Origin of the sequence: Gordonia hankookensis (assembly GCF_014673215.1) — a bacterium.
Taxonomy (GTDB): Bacteria; Actinomycetota; Actinomycetes; order Mycobacteriales; family Mycobacteriaceae; genus Gordonia; species Gordonia hankookensis.
In genome coordinates, this window is sequence record NZ_JACWMS010000001.1 from 302,868 (window position 1) to 318,076 (window position 15,209).

Here is a 15,209-nt window from a genome sequence, read left to right on the forward strand (position 1 = left end):
ATTCCTTTCGGCAACAGGAGATTGCAGCGATCACGATGCTGCGGACGACGGCGCCGTTGCCGAGTGGTCGGTGAGCGCGGCGATCAGTTCGCCGCTCGCGGCGGTCCAGCCGAAGATGCCGCCCTGCGCGGCGATCATCTCCAGACCCACACGCTGGAATTCCGGGAAATACGATCCGACACAGTCGGACACGACCACACACTCGAAGCCGCGATCATTGGCTTCGCGGGTGGTGGTGTGCACGCAGACCTCGGTGGTCACACCGGTCACGAGCAATTGGGTGATGCCGCGTTCGGCCAGGACTGCGGCCAGTTCGGTGGCGTAGAACGCACCCTTGCCCGGCTTGTCGATCACCACTTCGCCTGCCATCGGCGCCAATTCGTCGATGATGTCGTGGCCGTACTCGCCGCGGATGAGGATGCGCCCGAAGGCACCGGGGTCACCGATGCGCTTCGAGGGTGCACCCCGGTTCAGTTTGGCGGGCGGACAGTCGGACAGATCGGGTAGATGCCCCTCACGGGTGTGGATCACCATGAGGTCGGCGGCACGTGCCGCGGCCAGCAGGTCTGCCAACGGGCCGACGACGCGCTGCAACTGGGCGACGTCGTTGCCGAGCGTCTCACCGAACCCGCCGGGCAGCAGGAAGTCTCGCTGCATGTCGATGATGACGAGTGCGGTCCTGGCGAGGTCGATCGCGATCGGCTCCGGTTGTGCGGCAATGGTGGTCACGGTGTCGGCCATGTCGAGATCCTCTCGGTGTCGGTGATCATGGAGATGACGGGCGCACGGTCACGCGGCTCATCGAGCAGGGCTGCCGCGAACTGCAGCACCACGTCGTCGGACAACGCGTTGCCGAGCACCATCGCGCTGTGCGGGCGGCCGTCGTCGGTATGGCCCTGCGGCACCGCGACTCCGAGCAGGTCGAGCAGATTCCCGAAATGGGTGTAGTGACCGAGCATCGTGTTGCAGTCGATGGGCTGGTCCAGCACCTCGTCGACGGTGAAGGTGCGCCCGATCGTGGGCACGATCAGCACATCCATCGAGCCCCACAGCCGACCGACCTCCGACCGCAGTTCCTGCAGTTCCTGCAACGCCGCGAACGCGTCCACCGCGGAGTACCGCAGGCCACTGCGCAAGATGTCACGTACGACCGGATGTATGGCGTCGGGGTGGCCGGCGAGGAACTCGCCGAACACGACGAGCCGTTCGGCCACCCAGGGACCCGCGTAGAGCAGCTCACCGGCGGCCAGGAACGGCGCCGGCGACACCTCGACGATCTCGATGTCGAACGGGAATCCGCCGTGCGCGAGCCGGGCGCGGAACGCGAGGTGAGCGGCCCGCATGGAGTCGTCACCGAAGAACTCGAGCTCCGCGACGGGAGGCAGACCCACCCGGATCACATCCCCGGTGAACGACGCGCCCGGTGAACGCGACCACGGGTCGGCGTCGTCGCGCCCGGTCACCACCGACATCACCCGGTCGACGTCGCCGATGCAGCCCGCCATCAGCGTGATGCAGTCCAACGACTTACACGCCGGGACGAGACCCACCGTGCTGATCAGGCCACGGGACGGCTTGTATCCGACTACTCCGTTGAGCGCGGCCGGCACCCGCCCGGAACCAGCGGTGTCGGTCGCAACGGCGAAGGGCACCTGCCCGAGCGCCACTGCCACCGCCGATCCGGAACTCGAACCACCCGAGATCATCTCGCCGCCGTAGACGCTGCGCGGGATGGTGTACGGGGTCCGGGTCCCGTTGAGTCCGGTGGCGAACTGGTCCAGGTTGGTCTTGCCGACGTACAGCGCTCCGGCGTCGAGCAGCCGCTGGACCACCGGGGCGGTGCGATCGGCGACATAGGCGTAGTCGGGACACGACAGGGTGGTGCTCACCCCGGCCACATCGATGCTGTCCTTGACGCCGAAGGGCACCCCGTACAGCGGCAGTCCCCGTGCTCCCGGCCGCCGTTCCAGCTCCGCGGCCGCCGACAACAACTCGGCTCGCGGCACCGTGGACAACCACGTCCCGTCGTCGGCCCGGGCGTCGATGGCGTCTGCGACCGATCGTGCGGTTCGCGTCGGAGAGCCACTTCCACCGACGTGACTCTCGAGGATCTCGGCGACCGATGGACCGAGGGAAGGGCCGGATTCGGACCGGGATGCTTCTGTCATACCGTCGATTGTCGACAGAATTATGGCGCCTGCGGATCGCCTGTGTGTCGGTTGTGTTAGCGGGTCTCCGCCACCCCGGTGGCTTCGTCCGGGCCACCCGTCAGATCGAGGTACTGCAGGTGCCCGTGGTCGTGCAGGGCCGACACCGCCGCCGCCGGATCATTCCTCTCCAGCGCATCGAGGATGGCGAGATGGCGTTTGACGCCGTCATCGGGTCCGTGATGGTCGGCGGCCTCCATACGCAGATTCACCGCCATCGGCAATTGGAGCTTGAGCAGGATCGGTTCCAATGCGATGTCGAGCTGCCGATTTCCCGCCAGGCCCACGACCGCGGCGTGGAACCGGCGGTGCGCATCATCCTTGGCGAGCTCGTCGGAGGCCTGTTTCATCTCCTCGACCGCAGCCCGGACCGGCGCCAGCTGGACATCGGGATCGAGAAGCGGGAGCGCCGACTCCACCGCGAAGCTCTCGAGCAGCTGACGCAGGCCGAACAACTGGACGATGTCACGCGGCGACCACTCCGTCACCCTGGTGCCCCGGCGCGGCTGATGCTCGACAAGACCCTGCTGGGCGAGCAACCGCAGTGCCTCGCGCACCGGGGCACGACTGATCCCCAGGTCGGCACACAGGTTCTCTTCGACGATCTTCTGCCCCGGCTTCAGACTGCCGGACAAGATGGCACCCCGGATGCGGTGCCCGGCGACGTCCACGAGGCTTTCCGGCAGGGAGCTGTCCCCATTCGCCCCATCGGCCCCGGCCATCCGCTCCTCGCCCCTGTCGATCATGTCTGATGTCTCGCCGTCTTCTGATCTCTCGCAGTCTAACGGCGCCGCGCCGCGAACCGCCGCGACGGCCCGCACGGATGGCGACGCCGGATGCCGTCTGCGGTGTGCGGTAATGTGCACCGGCGGGTACGCCGTTGCCCCGGGGCGGTAGCTCAGTCGGTTAGAGCCGCGGACTCATAATCCGCTGGTCGTGGGTTCGAGCCCCACCCGCCCCACTCCCCCGGTTCGACCGGCCGCCACCGTCCGACCTCGGGCTCATGCCACCTGTCCGACGCCGCTGCCGGCGGAGCATGGAAAATCAGTGCGGGAGAATATAGTTCGTCGCACTAAGGGATTCAGCGTTACCCTGCGGCGGCAACGGCGGGCAGTTCGACAAACCGGCATCGAATATCGTTGCAATGGAACATGGTTCGCGGCGCTAACAGAATGTGCGACGACGGGTTAGCGATCGCTCGGTCGCCCCGGGGCGACCTGCTCACCATGCACACGCGTCTCACCTGCCACCACTGGCACCACGAATGCTGCTGCACTGCAGTGAAATACAACCCCCATTGAGTCCCGACAGATTGATTCGTTCGACTTGGCCTCCGGCACAACGGGACCGCTACTCGGCCGATGAGATGAATTCTCACCTCAGGCGGGGCACATCGCGGTATCGTTTCGACATCATCTCGACGTGATTTCGACGCAGCGCCTGTTCATTGCCACTCACAGAGCATCAGTTCCCCACAGCCCCGGCGGAGCCCCCGATGTCATGTACCCCTTCCTCGAACCGAGACCGATTGTCGTCTCCGCGCTCCGGTGAGCTCGCCCCATCCCCACCTGTCCGGCGGCCGTCCGTTCGTGGCCGGATTCTGGATCATTCCGTCGCCATGACGATCGGTACGGTCGGGGTGACCGTGGCTCTCGCGCTGGCGCCTGCGGCGACCGCCGTCGCCGACACCTCCCCCACCGCGTCCGGCGCAACGTTCAACCTGTTCATCCCGGGCACGTGGGAGACCAGTGAATCGGCGGATCCGTCGAAGCCCATCGGGGCACTGAAACCGATCGCCGACCGCCTTCGTCACGACCATGGCGACTCCGCGGTCATCTATTTCCTGCCGTATGTCGCACGGGCCTTCGACAACGGAGAGAGCTACGGCACCAGCAAGGCGACCGCACTGGAGAACGCCGGCACGGTGTTGCGGGATTACGCGTCACAGCATCCCGACGCCAGGTTCACGATCACCGGCTACAGCCAGGGCGCGGACGCGGCGGGCGACCTCGCCTCCGCGATCGGCAATGAGCTCGGTCCCATCGCAGCCGACGCCGTACTCGCCGTCGCTTTGTTGGCGGACCCACGTGCAGGCACCGCGGGCGAGACCGTTGTCGGTCCGCGGGAGGACGGGATCGGGATCGCCGATCCACGCCCGGCGGGCATGGGCAGCCTGATGGGGCGGGTTTCGGCCATCTGCGCCCCCGACGACCTCTACTGCTCGATCGACAAGTCGCAGAACCCGCTGCTCGGCCAGCTCGGTACGGTGCTCGGCAAGACGCCGGCCGACGCGGAGGCCGCGGTGAAGAAGGCAGCCACCGCGACGACCGTCCTCGCCTCCGTCGACATCCCGGGCATCATCGACGGGTTGACCCGGCTCCCGCGCGAGGTCGCGGCCGGCGACCTCCGGTCGGCCCACGTGGTCTCCGGGACCCTCAACAATCGCCTACGGCCACTCGTGACCCTGGCCTCGATGGTCGACTTCACCGAGGTCTCCACGACGTTGGCGTTGATCCCGGACGAGACCGGACTGACCAAGGCGGCCTCCCTGCTCGCCGCCGCCCTCGCACATGTCGACTTCCAGCGGACCGCCGATCTGGTGGGCAGAATCCAGGAGCTCACCTGGTCGGGGGTGGGGGCGGTGGCCGCCCGCACCGGCGCGAAGACGCTGCCGACCACCACCACGACACCATCTGATGTCCGACAGGTCGCCCGCGAACTCGCCGTACTCTCCAGCAGCATCGTCACGGTCCACCCGCGCACCGGCACTGAGGTGACGGCCGTCTCACCGGATCTGCGGAGCATGGCGACCGCGGTCACCGAGATCGTCGCGACACGCGCGATCACCGACCCGGCGACGGTGGTCACGGACGCAGTCAGCGCCGGCTCGTTCTACGCGTCCGACAGCCACGTGCACTATGGGACCCTCGTCGTCGACGCCGAGGGGCGTGACGCGATCGACTGGTTCGGGAAGTGGCTCTCGGACAGCATCGCCCGGGCATCGTGAGCCACGGACACCTACCGCTCAGCCCACGTCGACCGTGGGATCGACGGCCTGTTCGAGCAGGCTGCGCCGGTAGGCCTCCAACGCCACGAGGTCACCGAAGACGGCGTTGTACCCGTCCGGGTCCTCGCCCGGCGCCATTCGCCGCAGTCTGGACTTGATATCGGCGATCTGGGCGCCGACCCAGACCTCCTGCAGGCGGGCCATCACGCTCGAGATGTAGCGCGGGATGTTGTTCTCGCTCACCGGCATCGCCTCGACTGCGAGTTCGGTGACGAGTGGTCCCACGAGGAGGTCGTCGATCGAGTTGTGCACCGCGTCGACCCACTCGGCTCCGCCCATGCCGGAGGCGGCGCCGCCGAGTGAGGTCATCGCGGTCCGGATCATGGCGTAGGCCGGCTCGGTGAAACACTGGACCGGCAGCGAATCGAACACGGTGCCTGCGATCGCCGGATACTGCAGCGCGGCCTTGAGCGCCTCGCGCTGCGGCCACAGTCGCGGATCGGTGGGCAGCGGGCGCGGTGTCAGTGGTGCCGAGGCGGCCTCCGGGCGCTGACGTCGCATCGAGGTCACCCGGTCGCTGCGGCCGGCTGCGCGGCCATGTCGCGCGCCCTCCTCCCGCACCCGGGACAACACCTGGCCGACGTCTTCCCACCCGACCCAGCCCGCCAGTTGCCTGGCGTACTCGTCCCGCAACGCGATGTCCTTGATGCGTGCGACCACCGGCACGGCGTCGCGCAGCGCGTGCACCCGCCCCTCGGCGGTGTCGAGGTCGTGGTCGGACAGCAACGCCTTGATCGCGAACTCGAACATCGGGACCCGCCGGGCGATCAGGTCCCGGACCGCCGGGTCGCCGCTCCGCTGGCGGAGTTCGCACGGATCCATCCCGTCCGGGGCCACCGCCACGAACGTCTGGCCTGCGATACTCTGCTCGCCCTCGAAAGCCTTGAGGGCAGCGGCCTTCCCGGCTTCGTCACCATCGAAGGTGTAGATGACCTCGCCACGGAAGTACGAGTCGTCCATCATTAGCCGACGCAGGAGCGCAAGGTGGTCCTCGCCGAAGGCCGTTCCACACGAGGCGACCGCGGTCGTCACGCCGGACAGATGCATCGCCATCACGTCGGTGTAGCCCTCGACGATGACCACCTGATGTCCCTTGGCGATGTTCTTCTTCGCGTGGTCGAGACCGAAGAGCACCTGAGACTTCTTGTACAGCATGGTCTCCGGCGTGTTCATGTACTTGCCGAGATTGTCGTCGTCGAACAACTTGCGGGCGCCGAAGCCGATGATGTCGCCGCCGAGGTTGCGGATCGGCCACAGCAGGCGCCGATGGAACCGGTCGATCGGCCCCTTGCGACCCTGCTTGGCCAACCCTGCGGCTTCCAGCTCGGAGAACTCGAAACCCTGGGACAGAAGGGTTTTGGTCATCGTGTCCCAGCCGGCCGGCGCGTAGCCGCACCCGAAGGCGGTCGCGGTGGCGGCGTCGAAATCCCGTTCGGTCAGGTAGTCGCGGGCCTTCTGCGCCTCCGGGGTCTGCAATTGCTCCGCGTAGAACCGCTGGGCCGCCGCGTTGGCCGCGACGAGTCGCGCGCGCGTACCGCGATCCCGGACCACGGTGGTGCCGCCGCCCTCGAAGTGGATCTGATATCCGATCCGGTCGGCGAGCTGCTGCACGGCCTCGACGAAACTGACGTGTTCCTGCTTCTGCAGAAAGCTGTAGACGTCCCCACCCTCACCACAGCCGAAGCAGTGGAAGTGTCCGTGGTTGGGACGCACGTGAAACGACGGCGTCTTCTCGTCGTGGAACGGGCAGAGACCCTTGAGGCTGTCGGCCCCCGCGCGGCGCAACGCCACATAGTCGCCGACGATCTCCTCGATACGCGTCTGCTCACGGATCGCCGTGATGTCACGATCGGGGATTCGGCCTGGCACGCGGACCAGTGTAGTGACTGCACCCCGGGAACCGGCAGCCACACGTGCGGCCTCAGCCCAGATGCGCCTGTGCGCCCGAGTTCTGTCGGTCGGTGCGCTCCAGGCGCCCCTCTGTCATCGAGGCGATCTGATCGACGATGACGCGCAGGCGGGCATCATCGTCGACGGCCTCATGCCAGGACGGCACGAAGATCGGGTCCAGTCCGCCGGGAGCGGCCGCGGTCAGCCAGCCGGCCACCCGGTGGATGCGCTCGCGCTGTCGCTGCTGATGGGCCTTGTGACGGCTGTTGGAGAAGATGAACCGCAACGCCAGGGTCTTGAGGATCGCCACTTCGGCGGCCACCAGGGGTGAGACCGTGAGGTCGGCGTCGTAACGGGCCACCGAGCGACCACCAACCGCCGCCCGCGTCCCGGTGATCGCCGCCGACGCGAACCGGCCGATGAGCTCACTGGTCAGCCGTTTGAGAGCGACGGCGCTGTGCAGGCTGCCGTCGTAGACCCCGGCCCGGCCGACGATCTCCATCTGCGACAGGCGTTGCGCTGCGTCGATGAGGGCACCGGCCTCGAGTCCCGCGAACTCCTTCACCCCGATGTCGGCGAGTGCCCGCTGATCGGACGCGTCGCCGAGGGTGCGCAGGTCGATGCGGTTGGCGATCACACCGTCCTCCAGGTCGTGCACGGAGTAGGCGACGTCGTCGGACCAGTCCATCACCTGGGCCTCGATGCACTGACGGCCGGCCGGGGCGTCGAGCCGAATCCAGTCCAGGGCGTCTGCGTCGTCGTCGTAGGCACCGAACTTCGTCCCCGGCGCGCTGCGGGTCCAGGGGTATTTGAGCGTGGCGTCGAGCGATGCCCTGGTCAGGTTCAGTCCGGCACTGCGGCCGCTCTCGTCGAGGAGCTTCGGCTCCAGACGCGTGAGAATCCGGAGATTCTGGGCGTTGCCCTCGAACCCGCCGATCGCCGCAGCGACCTCGTCGAGAGCCCGCTCACCGTTGTGCCCGTAGGGCGGGTGACCGATGTCGTGGGCGAGACCCGCGAGCTCGACGAGATCGGGTTCGCAGCCGAGCCCGATCGCGATACCCCGCCCGATCTGGCCCACCTCGAGCGAGTGGGTCAGGCGGGTCCTGGGGGTGTCGCCCTCACGCGGCCCGACGACCTGAGTCTTGTCTGCCAGTCGACGCAGGGCGGCCGAATGCAACACCCGGGCCCGGTCACGAGCGAAGTCGCTGCGATGGTCGGTTCGGGTTCCGGGCAGGCTCGCGACCTTCGGCGCCTCCGGCACGATCCGTTCGACGGCCTCGTCGCCGTAGTCCGCCGTCGGCGGTATCGCGGCCGAACGGCCGGTCGGCGGTGCGCTAGTCAAGCACCCATCCCCGGGCCACCGCGAATTCGGTGATGCGCTGGCGGATCGCCACGATCTGAGCCGCGGTCAGGTCGTCGGACGAGTCGAGCAGCAGCTCGGTGACCTCTTCGGTGAACGATGCCGCGTCGAGCGAACCGCCGCCTCGCGGCTTGCGTGAACGGTCACGGTCCCGGTCTCGGTCACCGCCATGCGGACGACCGTGATCGTGGCTGTCGCGACGGTGCGGCCGGCCCGCCGGGGCGTCGTCGGCCGGCGCCGACTCGGTCACCGCGACGTTGACCGCCTTGGTGCCGCGGTCGGTCTCCTCGATGTCGAAGGCGACCTTCGCGCCCGGCTTCAGGGCGTTCTCGTCGATGTCGATGTCGTTTATGTGCAGGAAGACGTCGGCACCGCCCGCGTCCGGCGCGAGAAATCCGAAGCCCCGATTCGCATCGTAATGAACGACTTTGCCGTTGACGGTCACTGCTGCACTCACTCTCCTCGCCGCACACAGCTCCGGACCCCATGCCCGGGCGTGCGACAACTCCACACTCAACTATGACAGAACTATGCAGGTCGCACGTGGCGACGATGACCTCGACCGCTGGTCGGCAGGCCGCACCGAAGGGTCACGCCCCGAGCAGCTTGCCGCCCAGGAACTCCACGACCTTGTCGAGCGCGACGCGCTCCTGGCTCATGGTGTCGCGCTCGCGCACGGTGACCGCCTGATCGTCGAGGGTGTCGAAGTCCACGGTCACGCAGAACGGGGTGCCGATCTCATCCTGCCTGCGGTATCGCTTGCCGATGCCCTGCGCATCGTCGAACTCGACGTTCCAGTGCTTGCGCAGCTCCGCGGCCAGATCCTTGGCCTTCGGCGACAGCTTCTCGTTGCGGGACAGCGGCAGAACCGCCACCTTGACCGGCGCGAGCCGTCGATCGAGGCGCAACACCGTGCGGGTATCGGTGCCGCCCTTGGCGTTCGGCACCTCCTCCTCGGTGTACGCGTCGCACAGGAACGCCATCAGCGAGCGGGTGAGACCGGCAGCGGGCTCGATGACGTACGGAGTGAAGCGCTCGCCGGAGGCCTGGTCGAAGAACGACAGGTCCTCGCCCGAGTGCTTGCTGTGGGTCGACAGGTCGAAATCGGTACGGTTCGCGACACCCTCGAGCTCACCCCACGGATTCCCGGAGAAGCCGAACTTGTACTCGACGTCGACGGTGCGCTTGGAGTAGTGCGAGAGCTTGTCCTTCGGGTGCTCGAAGAGGCGCAGGTTCTCCGGATCGATGCCCAGGTCGACGTACCAGTCGAAGCGCTGGTCGATCCAGTACTGGTGCCATTCCTCGTCCTCGCCGGGCTTGACGAAGTACTCCATCTCCATCTGTTCGAACTCGCGCGTGCGGAAGATGAAGTTGCCGGGGGTGATCTCGTTGCGGAAGCTCTTGCCGATCTGGGCGATACCGAACGGGGGCTTCTTGCGCGCGGTGGTCATCACGTTCTTGAAGTTGACGAAGATGCCCTGTGCGGTCTCGGGGCGCAGGTAGTGCAGACCCTCCTCGTCGTCGACGGGGCCGAGATAGGTCTTCATCAGACCGCTGAACGCCTTGGGCTCGGTCCACTTGCCGGGCTGACCGGTGTCCGGGTCGTTGATGTCGGCGAGGCCGTTGGCCGGCGGCCGACCGTGCTTGACCTCGTAGGCCTCCAGAAGGTGATCGGCACGATAACGCTTGTGGGTGTAGAGCGACTCCACGAGCGGGTCGGTGAACACCTCCACGTGACCGGACGCCTCCCACACGCGCCGCGGCAGGATGACCGCCGAGTCGAGCCCGACGATGTCGTCGCGGCTGGTGACCATGCCGCGCCACCACTGCCTCTTGATGTTCTCCTTGACCTCGACACCGAGCGGGCCGTAATCCCACGCGGAGCGGGTTCCGCCGTAGATCTCGCCGCTCGGGAACACCAGGCCACGACGCTTGGCGAGATTGACGACGGCTTCGACGCGGTTGGACTGGGCGGCCACGGTTAACTGATCTCCAACGACTAGGGGTTCGATACGGTGACGCGGCCATTCCGTCGGAACACAGAACGGCAGCCCTTACAGGGTAGCCACAGAGGTGCCGGTCGTCGGAATCGTCACCCTTCTCCGATCACGCGTGCACGCGTCACAGCCGCTCCACCCTGCGTCGGCTCTGCCCACCCCAAATGAAAACGACTTCCTTTAGTATGGAGGCAATGGACTCCCAGGAACGAGATTGCGCAGCCACCACCGCCGACCGCGGTGTCGTCGGCGCGGTGGAGTGTGCGGCCGCAGGCGACCTTCTGCGCGCGCTGGCATCGCCGACCCGCATCGCCATCGTCATGCTCCTGCGCGAGCGTCCGCAGTGTGTCCACGAGATCGTCGGCGCCCTGGAGGTCAGTCAGCCCCTGGTGAGCCAGCATCTTCGAGTTCTCAAGGATGCCGGCGTGGTGCGTGGCCACCGGACCGGTCGGGAGATCGTCTACGAACTCGTCGATCATCACCTCGCCCACATCGTGACCGATGCGCTCGCGCATGCGATGGAGGTCTCCGACGGCACGGTGGCCGAATGACGGCGGGCCCGGACCGCCCGGTGACCGGCGTCCGGTCGACCAGGCAGCGTGCCGCGATCGCCGACGCGCTCGCCGCCGGGGACGACTTCGTCTCCGCGCAGGAACTGCACGATCAGCTCAAGGCGCGGGGAGAATCGATCGGGCTCACCACCGTGTACCGAAATCTGCAGGCGTTGAGTCAATCAGGGCAGATCGACATGCTGTGGGACGGCTCGGGCGAGACGCGGTATCGCCATTGTTCGTCCGGACATCATCACCACCTCGTGTGCCGTCGCTGCGGCACGACGGTGGAGGTACAGGCCGAGCCTGTCGAGAAGTGGGCGGCGAGTGTGGCCGCGCGGCACGGTTTCACCGACATCAATCACACCGTCGAGGTCTTCGGCTACTGCGCCGACTGCCGCGTGCAGAACTGACGGACCGCGGGAACGCGTGCTCGCCGACACCACACCCGGGGGAGCGAGCTCGCGAGCGTCTCGAAAGACCTAGGCACCCGAGAGGCGGCGAGCGGTATCGGCACCCGCCGACAACACGATGTGCAGCACCGTCAGCAGCGGGACGTCGTCGAGGGTCCCGGCCGGGAACGTGTAGTACTGCAGTACGTCGGTGGTGACGCCCTCCGGATCGGATCGGCGCAGTGCACCGAAACTCAGGTGGGCGTCAGCCGCCTCCACGTCGTCTCGTAGTGCGGATGTGTTCGGCAGGTTCACCGCGACCAGTTGTGTCACGGTGAGCACGTCGAGTCCGTCGGCCAAGGTCAGGACCCGCAACGACGCGCGGGTCGTACCCACCTGCACGATCACCGAATCCGCGTCTTCGTCTCCGACGTCTCCGAGCTCACCGACGAGGCGGGCGACCCGGGTCAGAAGGCCTTGGGTCCCCGATGCCGCACCGGTCATGTCGGCATCACTCCGCCGAATCGTCGGTCGCGCGATGCGTATTCGAGACATGCCGCCCACAGGTCGCGTCGGTCGAAGTCGGGAAAGAGCTTCTTCTGATACACCATCTCGGCGTACGCGGACTGCCACAGCAAGAAGTTCGAGATCCGCTGTTCGCCGGATGGGCGCAGGAAGAGGTCGACGTCGGGCATGTCCGGCTCGTCGAGATAGCGGGCGAAGGACGCTTCGGTGATCCGATCCGGATCGATCTCACCCGCCGCGGCACGACGGGCGATTTCCTTTGCCGCGTCCGCGATCTCGGCTCGACCGCCGTAATTGACGCACATCGTGAGGGTCATCACGGTGTTGTCCTTCGTCATCTCCTCGGCCACCTCGAGCTCGCGGATCACACTGCGCCACAAGCGCGGTCGGCGGCCCGCCCAGCGCACCCGAACGCCCATCTCGTGCATCTCGTCACGCCGACGGCGGATCACGTCACGGTTGAAGCCCATCAGGAATCGGACTTCTTCTGGACTGCGCGACCAGTTCTCCGTCGAGAACGCGTAGGCGGACAGCCAGGTCACGCCGAGTTCGATACATCCGCAGACGGTGTCCATCAAGACCGCTTCACCCTGCTTGTGACCTTCGGTGCGGGGCAGCCCTCGATCTTGCGCCCACCGACCGTTGCCATCCATCACCAGGGCAACGTGCCGCGGTATCAGTTCGGGCTGAATCCGTGGTGGGCGCGCGCCGCTCGGGTGCGGGTCGGGTGGGCGTACGGGGGTGCGATCTGCTCGTGATTCCGGTGCGGCCTGTCGTTTCCCGGATCGCGAGCCGGGTCGTAACGCCATCAACCGTCTCCTCTCACGCGGTGTCCACCAGCCTATGAGGTGCTTCGCGTTCGATGAGCGGCAGGGTTCTCAACTGACGCTCGAGATGCCACTGCAGGTGGGCGGCGGTCAGCCCGCTCGCCTGGCGCTGCATCGACGACGTGGCCTCGGCGGTGTGTTCCCACTGGCCACGGAACAGGGCATCCATCAGGTCGAGAACCCCAGGTGACGGGGTGGCCGATCCGGGTGGCCGACAGTGGATGCACACCGCACCACCGGCTGCCACATGGAATGCCCGATGTGGGCCCGGTTGCGTACAGCGGGCGCACACGTCCAGCGTCGGCATCCACCCCGCGCAGTGCATCGCGCGCAGCAGGTAGGCATCGAGGATGAGTTGGTTGGCGCGGCGGTGTTCGGCGAGCGCTTCCAGGGCACCGACCGTGAGTCGGTGCAACTGTGCGGCCGGTGCACGTTCCTCACCGGCCAACCGCTCCGCGGTCTCCAGCACCGCGCAGGCCGTGGTGTATCGGCCGTAATCGGCCACGATGGCGTCGGCGAATGCATGAAGGGTGTGCACCTGGGTCACGACGTCGAGGCTGCGACCTGGGTAGAGGTGGACGTCGACATGGGCGAAGGGTTCGAGCCGGGCACCGAACTTCGAGCGGGTCCGGCGGACGCCTTTGGCCACGGCACGTACCAGACCATGGTCCTGGGTGAGCAACGTGATGATGCGGTCGGCCTCGCCCAGCTTGTGCTGGCGAAGCACCACGGCCTCATCCCGATAGAACCTCACCGGCACATTGTTCCACCGGGCACCGACAGCACCCCACTACGACATGCGTCCCGGGTCCGCTGGTGCCTGTGTGACATCTGGTGTCTCCGATGCGGCCGGCGGGCCGGACGCCCCGGGAGGCCGAGGTGACCCCGGACCACTCACCGCAGCGACGTGTGCCGGGGACGGTGTGGTGATCGAGGCCGGCCCGTCGCCGTCGGCCAGCCTGCGCAGCCGCGGCGACAACGTCATCCCGCCGGGGAACCGGTGCCAGCCCTTGCGGTCGTAGAGCTTGGTGCCGCCCAGACCGAGCAGCACGCCCACCAGCAGACCGATAGCGCACTGGATGATCGACCGGCCCAGTCCGGCGTCGAGATCCGCGTCGAAATAGAGGATGGCGCGAGTCCCGAGATAGACCAGGTGCATCGGTTCCACCGCGGCGATCCAGGCGAACAGCCGCGGACTCGCCTCCAGCGGCACCGTGCCACCTGACGACGGGAGACCGAGGATCACGAAGAACACCAGGTTCAGGATGAGACCGGGATTGCCGAACACCGCCATCATCGAACTCGCCGACACCCCGACCGCGGTGATCACCAGCACCGAGAACAGCCACAGCGCGAACGCATTCGGCAGCGACGTGCCGACCGCCGTGCACACCGCGATGAACAGTGCTGATTGGATCACCGCGACGAGCACCATGACGGTCCACTTGGTCGCCAGCGTTCCCCAGCGAGAGATCGCGAGCCGCTGCCTGAGCTGATAGAAGGGGCCGTACTCGATGGGCGTCTGTCCGAGGATGCCGTCGACCACGACGCTGACCATCATCGCGCCGGTGAACCCCGCCAGGATGAGCAACAACGTGAAATAGAACGCGGACAACCCGTTTCCGGATCCGTCTGGCAACGGGGTCGGCTCGACGATCCGCACATCCACCGGGTTGGACAACGCCAGCTGGGCGGCCCCCGAGAACGGCACGTCGGCCTTGACCAGGCTCTGCCGGACGGTGGCCACGAGGCGTTCGCCGACCTGGGCATTGACCTGCTCCGACATCCGGTCGGCGAAGGTGGTGGTGACCGCCGACGCGAAGGTCCCGGAACCGCGGTTGATGAACACGTCGATCGCCATCGGATCCGGTTTGGCCTCGAGCACCGCGGCCCGGCCGAGGCTCACTGCGCGATTGGTGAAGTTGGGGCCGATCACCACCGCCCCGTAGGCCTTGCCGGAGTTCAGTCGGTTGAGTGCGGTGGTCCGGTCCACCTTCTCCACCGCGATCCCACTCTTGGCCGCTGTCGAGATCACACCCGCGGCGACCTGGTCACCGAAGTTCTGCTTCGTGGTGCCGCCATCCGGGTTGTCGACGTCGCCGCCACGATCCTCGTTGACGAGGGCGATCGGGAAATCGTGCAGGTTGCGCTGCGGGTCCGCGACCGCCCCCATGTAGAGCGCCGCCATGAACGACATGATGACGACGACCAGCAACAGCGGCGCCAGCCAGAACCGCGGTGAGCGCAGGACACCGGCGATCGTGGTGCCTGCCGCCGCATCCTGTTCGGGGGCGGCGTGTTCCGCGCCAGAGTATCCGGCAGACTCCCGCCCGCCGAGCCCGTTGCGCTCCGGCTCGTCGCCTGTTTCGTGCCGCCCCATCCGGACTCCCTCT

Annotated in this window: 14 protein-coding genes and 1 tRNA gene; 4 read left to right on the forward strand and 11 right to left on the reverse strand. The window is 67.1% G+C overall.

Annotation, left to right across the window (positions count from 1 at the left end):
* Positions 1 to 30: 30 nt before the first annotated feature.
* Genes IDF66_RS01380 through IDF66_RS01390 form a run of 3 tightly spaced genes read right to left on the reverse strand, consistent with a single transcriptional unit; the run spans position 31 to position 2,953 of the window.
* On the reverse strand, positions 31 to 741 hold the full coding sequence (locus tag IDF66_RS01380) for a cysteine hydrolase family protein (protein WP_164309173.1): 711 nt from the start codon (positions 739 to 741) through the stop codon (positions 31 to 33).
* On the reverse strand, positions 726 to 2,168 hold the full coding sequence (locus IDF66_RS01385; protein ID WP_190265492.1) for an allophanate hydrolase: 1,443 nt from the start codon (positions 2,166 to 2,168) through the stop codon (positions 726 to 728). The genes IDF66_RS01380 and IDF66_RS01385 overlap by 16 nt, the downstream gene beginning before the upstream one ends.
* A 56-nt stretch (positions 2,169 to 2,224) precedes the next feature.
* Positions 2,225 to 2,953, reverse strand: a complete 729-nt coding sequence (locus tag IDF66_RS01390) for a GntR family transcriptional regulator (protein WP_388000578.1) — start codon at positions 2,951 to 2,953, stop codon at positions 2,225 to 2,227.
* A gap of 141 nt (positions 2,954 to 3,094) precedes the next feature.
* On the opposite strand from IDF66_RS01390, the gene IDF66_RS01395 reads away from it, so the two are divergent.
* A tRNA-Ile gene (locus IDF66_RS01395) sits at positions 3,095 to 3,168 on the forward strand.
* Between the two features lie 657 nt (positions 3,169 to 3,825).
* On the forward strand, positions 3,826 to 5,214 hold the full coding sequence (locus IDF66_RS01400) for a cutinase family protein (protein WP_190265493.1): 1,389 nt from the start codon (positions 3,826 to 3,828) through the stop codon (positions 5,212 to 5,214).
* A gap of 18 nt (positions 5,215 to 5,232) precedes the next feature.
* Here IDF66_RS01400 and dnaG read toward each other — a convergent pair whose 3' ends face one another.
* The 4 genes from dnaG to IDF66_RS01420 all read right to left on the reverse strand — a co-directional run bounded on the left by dnaG (position 5,233) and on the right by IDF66_RS01420 (position 10,503).
* Positions 5,233 to 7,143 (reverse strand): DNA primase, encoded by a 1,911-nt coding sequence (gene dnaG / locus IDF66_RS01405; RefSeq protein ID WP_190265494.1) that lies wholly within the window; start codon positions 7,141 to 7,143, stop codon positions 5,233 to 5,235.
* A gap of 52 nt (positions 7,144 to 7,195) precedes the next feature.
* Positions 7,196 to 8,506 (reverse strand): deoxyguanosinetriphosphate triphosphohydrolase, encoded by a 1,311-nt coding sequence (locus tag IDF66_RS01410; RefSeq protein ID WP_164309164.1) that lies wholly within the window; start codon positions 8,504 to 8,506, stop codon positions 7,196 to 7,198.
* A complete protein-coding gene (locus tag IDF66_RS01415) occupies positions 8,499 to 8,969 on the reverse strand; it encodes a cold-shock protein (RefSeq protein WP_190266246.1) in 471 nt (156 codons plus the stop codon). Before IDF66_RS01415 ends, IDF66_RS01410 begins: the two co-directional genes overlap by 8 nt.
* A gap of 145 nt (positions 8,970 to 9,114) precedes the next feature.
* Positions 9,115 to 10,503: a glycine--tRNA ligase gene (locus IDF66_RS01420; RefSeq protein WP_164309163.1), complete on the reverse strand. Its 1,389-nt coding sequence runs from the start codon at positions 10,501 to 10,503 to the stop codon at positions 9,115 to 9,117.
* Positions 10,504 to 10,715: 212 nt separating this feature from the next.
* Here IDF66_RS01420 and IDF66_RS01425 point away from each other — a divergent pair, with 212 nt between their 5' ends.
* Both IDF66_RS01425 and IDF66_RS01430 read left to right on the forward strand, forming a co-directional pair.
* A complete protein-coding gene (locus IDF66_RS01425) occupies positions 10,716 to 11,072 on the forward strand; it encodes an ArsR/SmtB family transcription factor (RefSeq protein ID WP_321189490.1) in 357 nt (118 codons plus the stop codon).
* Complete coding sequence (locus IDF66_RS01430) at positions 11,069 to 11,485, forward strand: Fur family transcriptional regulator (RefSeq protein WP_164309161.1); 417 nt, start codon at positions 11,069 to 11,071, stop codon at positions 11,483 to 11,485. The genes IDF66_RS01425 and IDF66_RS01430 overlap by 4 nt, the downstream gene beginning before the upstream one ends.
* A 69-nt stretch (positions 11,486 to 11,554) precedes the next feature.
* On the opposite strand, the gene IDF66_RS01435 is transcribed toward IDF66_RS01430, so the two are convergent.
* From IDF66_RS01435 to IDF66_RS01450, 4 genes are read right to left on the reverse strand one after another with little or no spacing between them, the layout of a single operon-like run.
* On the reverse strand, positions 11,555 to 11,968 hold the full coding sequence (locus IDF66_RS01435; protein WP_190265495.1) for a hypothetical protein: 414 nt from the start codon (positions 11,966 to 11,968) through the stop codon (positions 11,555 to 11,557).
* The gene (locus IDF66_RS01440; RefSeq protein WP_190265496.1) at positions 11,965 to 12,798 is read right to left on the reverse strand and encodes an isoprenyl transferase; all 834 of its coding nucleotides are present in this window, start codon (positions 12,796 to 12,798) and stop codon (positions 11,965 to 11,967) included. Before IDF66_RS01440 ends, IDF66_RS01435 begins: the two co-directional genes overlap by 4 nt.
* A gap of 13 nt (positions 12,799 to 12,811) precedes the next feature.
* Positions 12,812 to 13,570 carry a DNA repair protein RecO gene (gene recO, locus IDF66_RS01445; protein WP_190265497.1) on the reverse strand — a complete coding sequence of 253 codons (759 nt, stop codon included), beginning with the start codon at positions 13,568 to 13,570 and terminating at the stop codon, positions 12,812 to 12,814.
* A gap of 36 nt (positions 13,571 to 13,606) precedes the next feature.
* Positions 13,607 to 15,196: a YhgE/Pip domain-containing protein gene (locus IDF66_RS01450; protein ID WP_190265498.1), complete on the reverse strand. Its 1,590-nt coding sequence runs from the start codon at positions 15,194 to 15,196 to the stop codon at positions 13,607 to 13,609.
* Positions 15,197 to 15,209 lie beyond the last annotated feature (13 nt).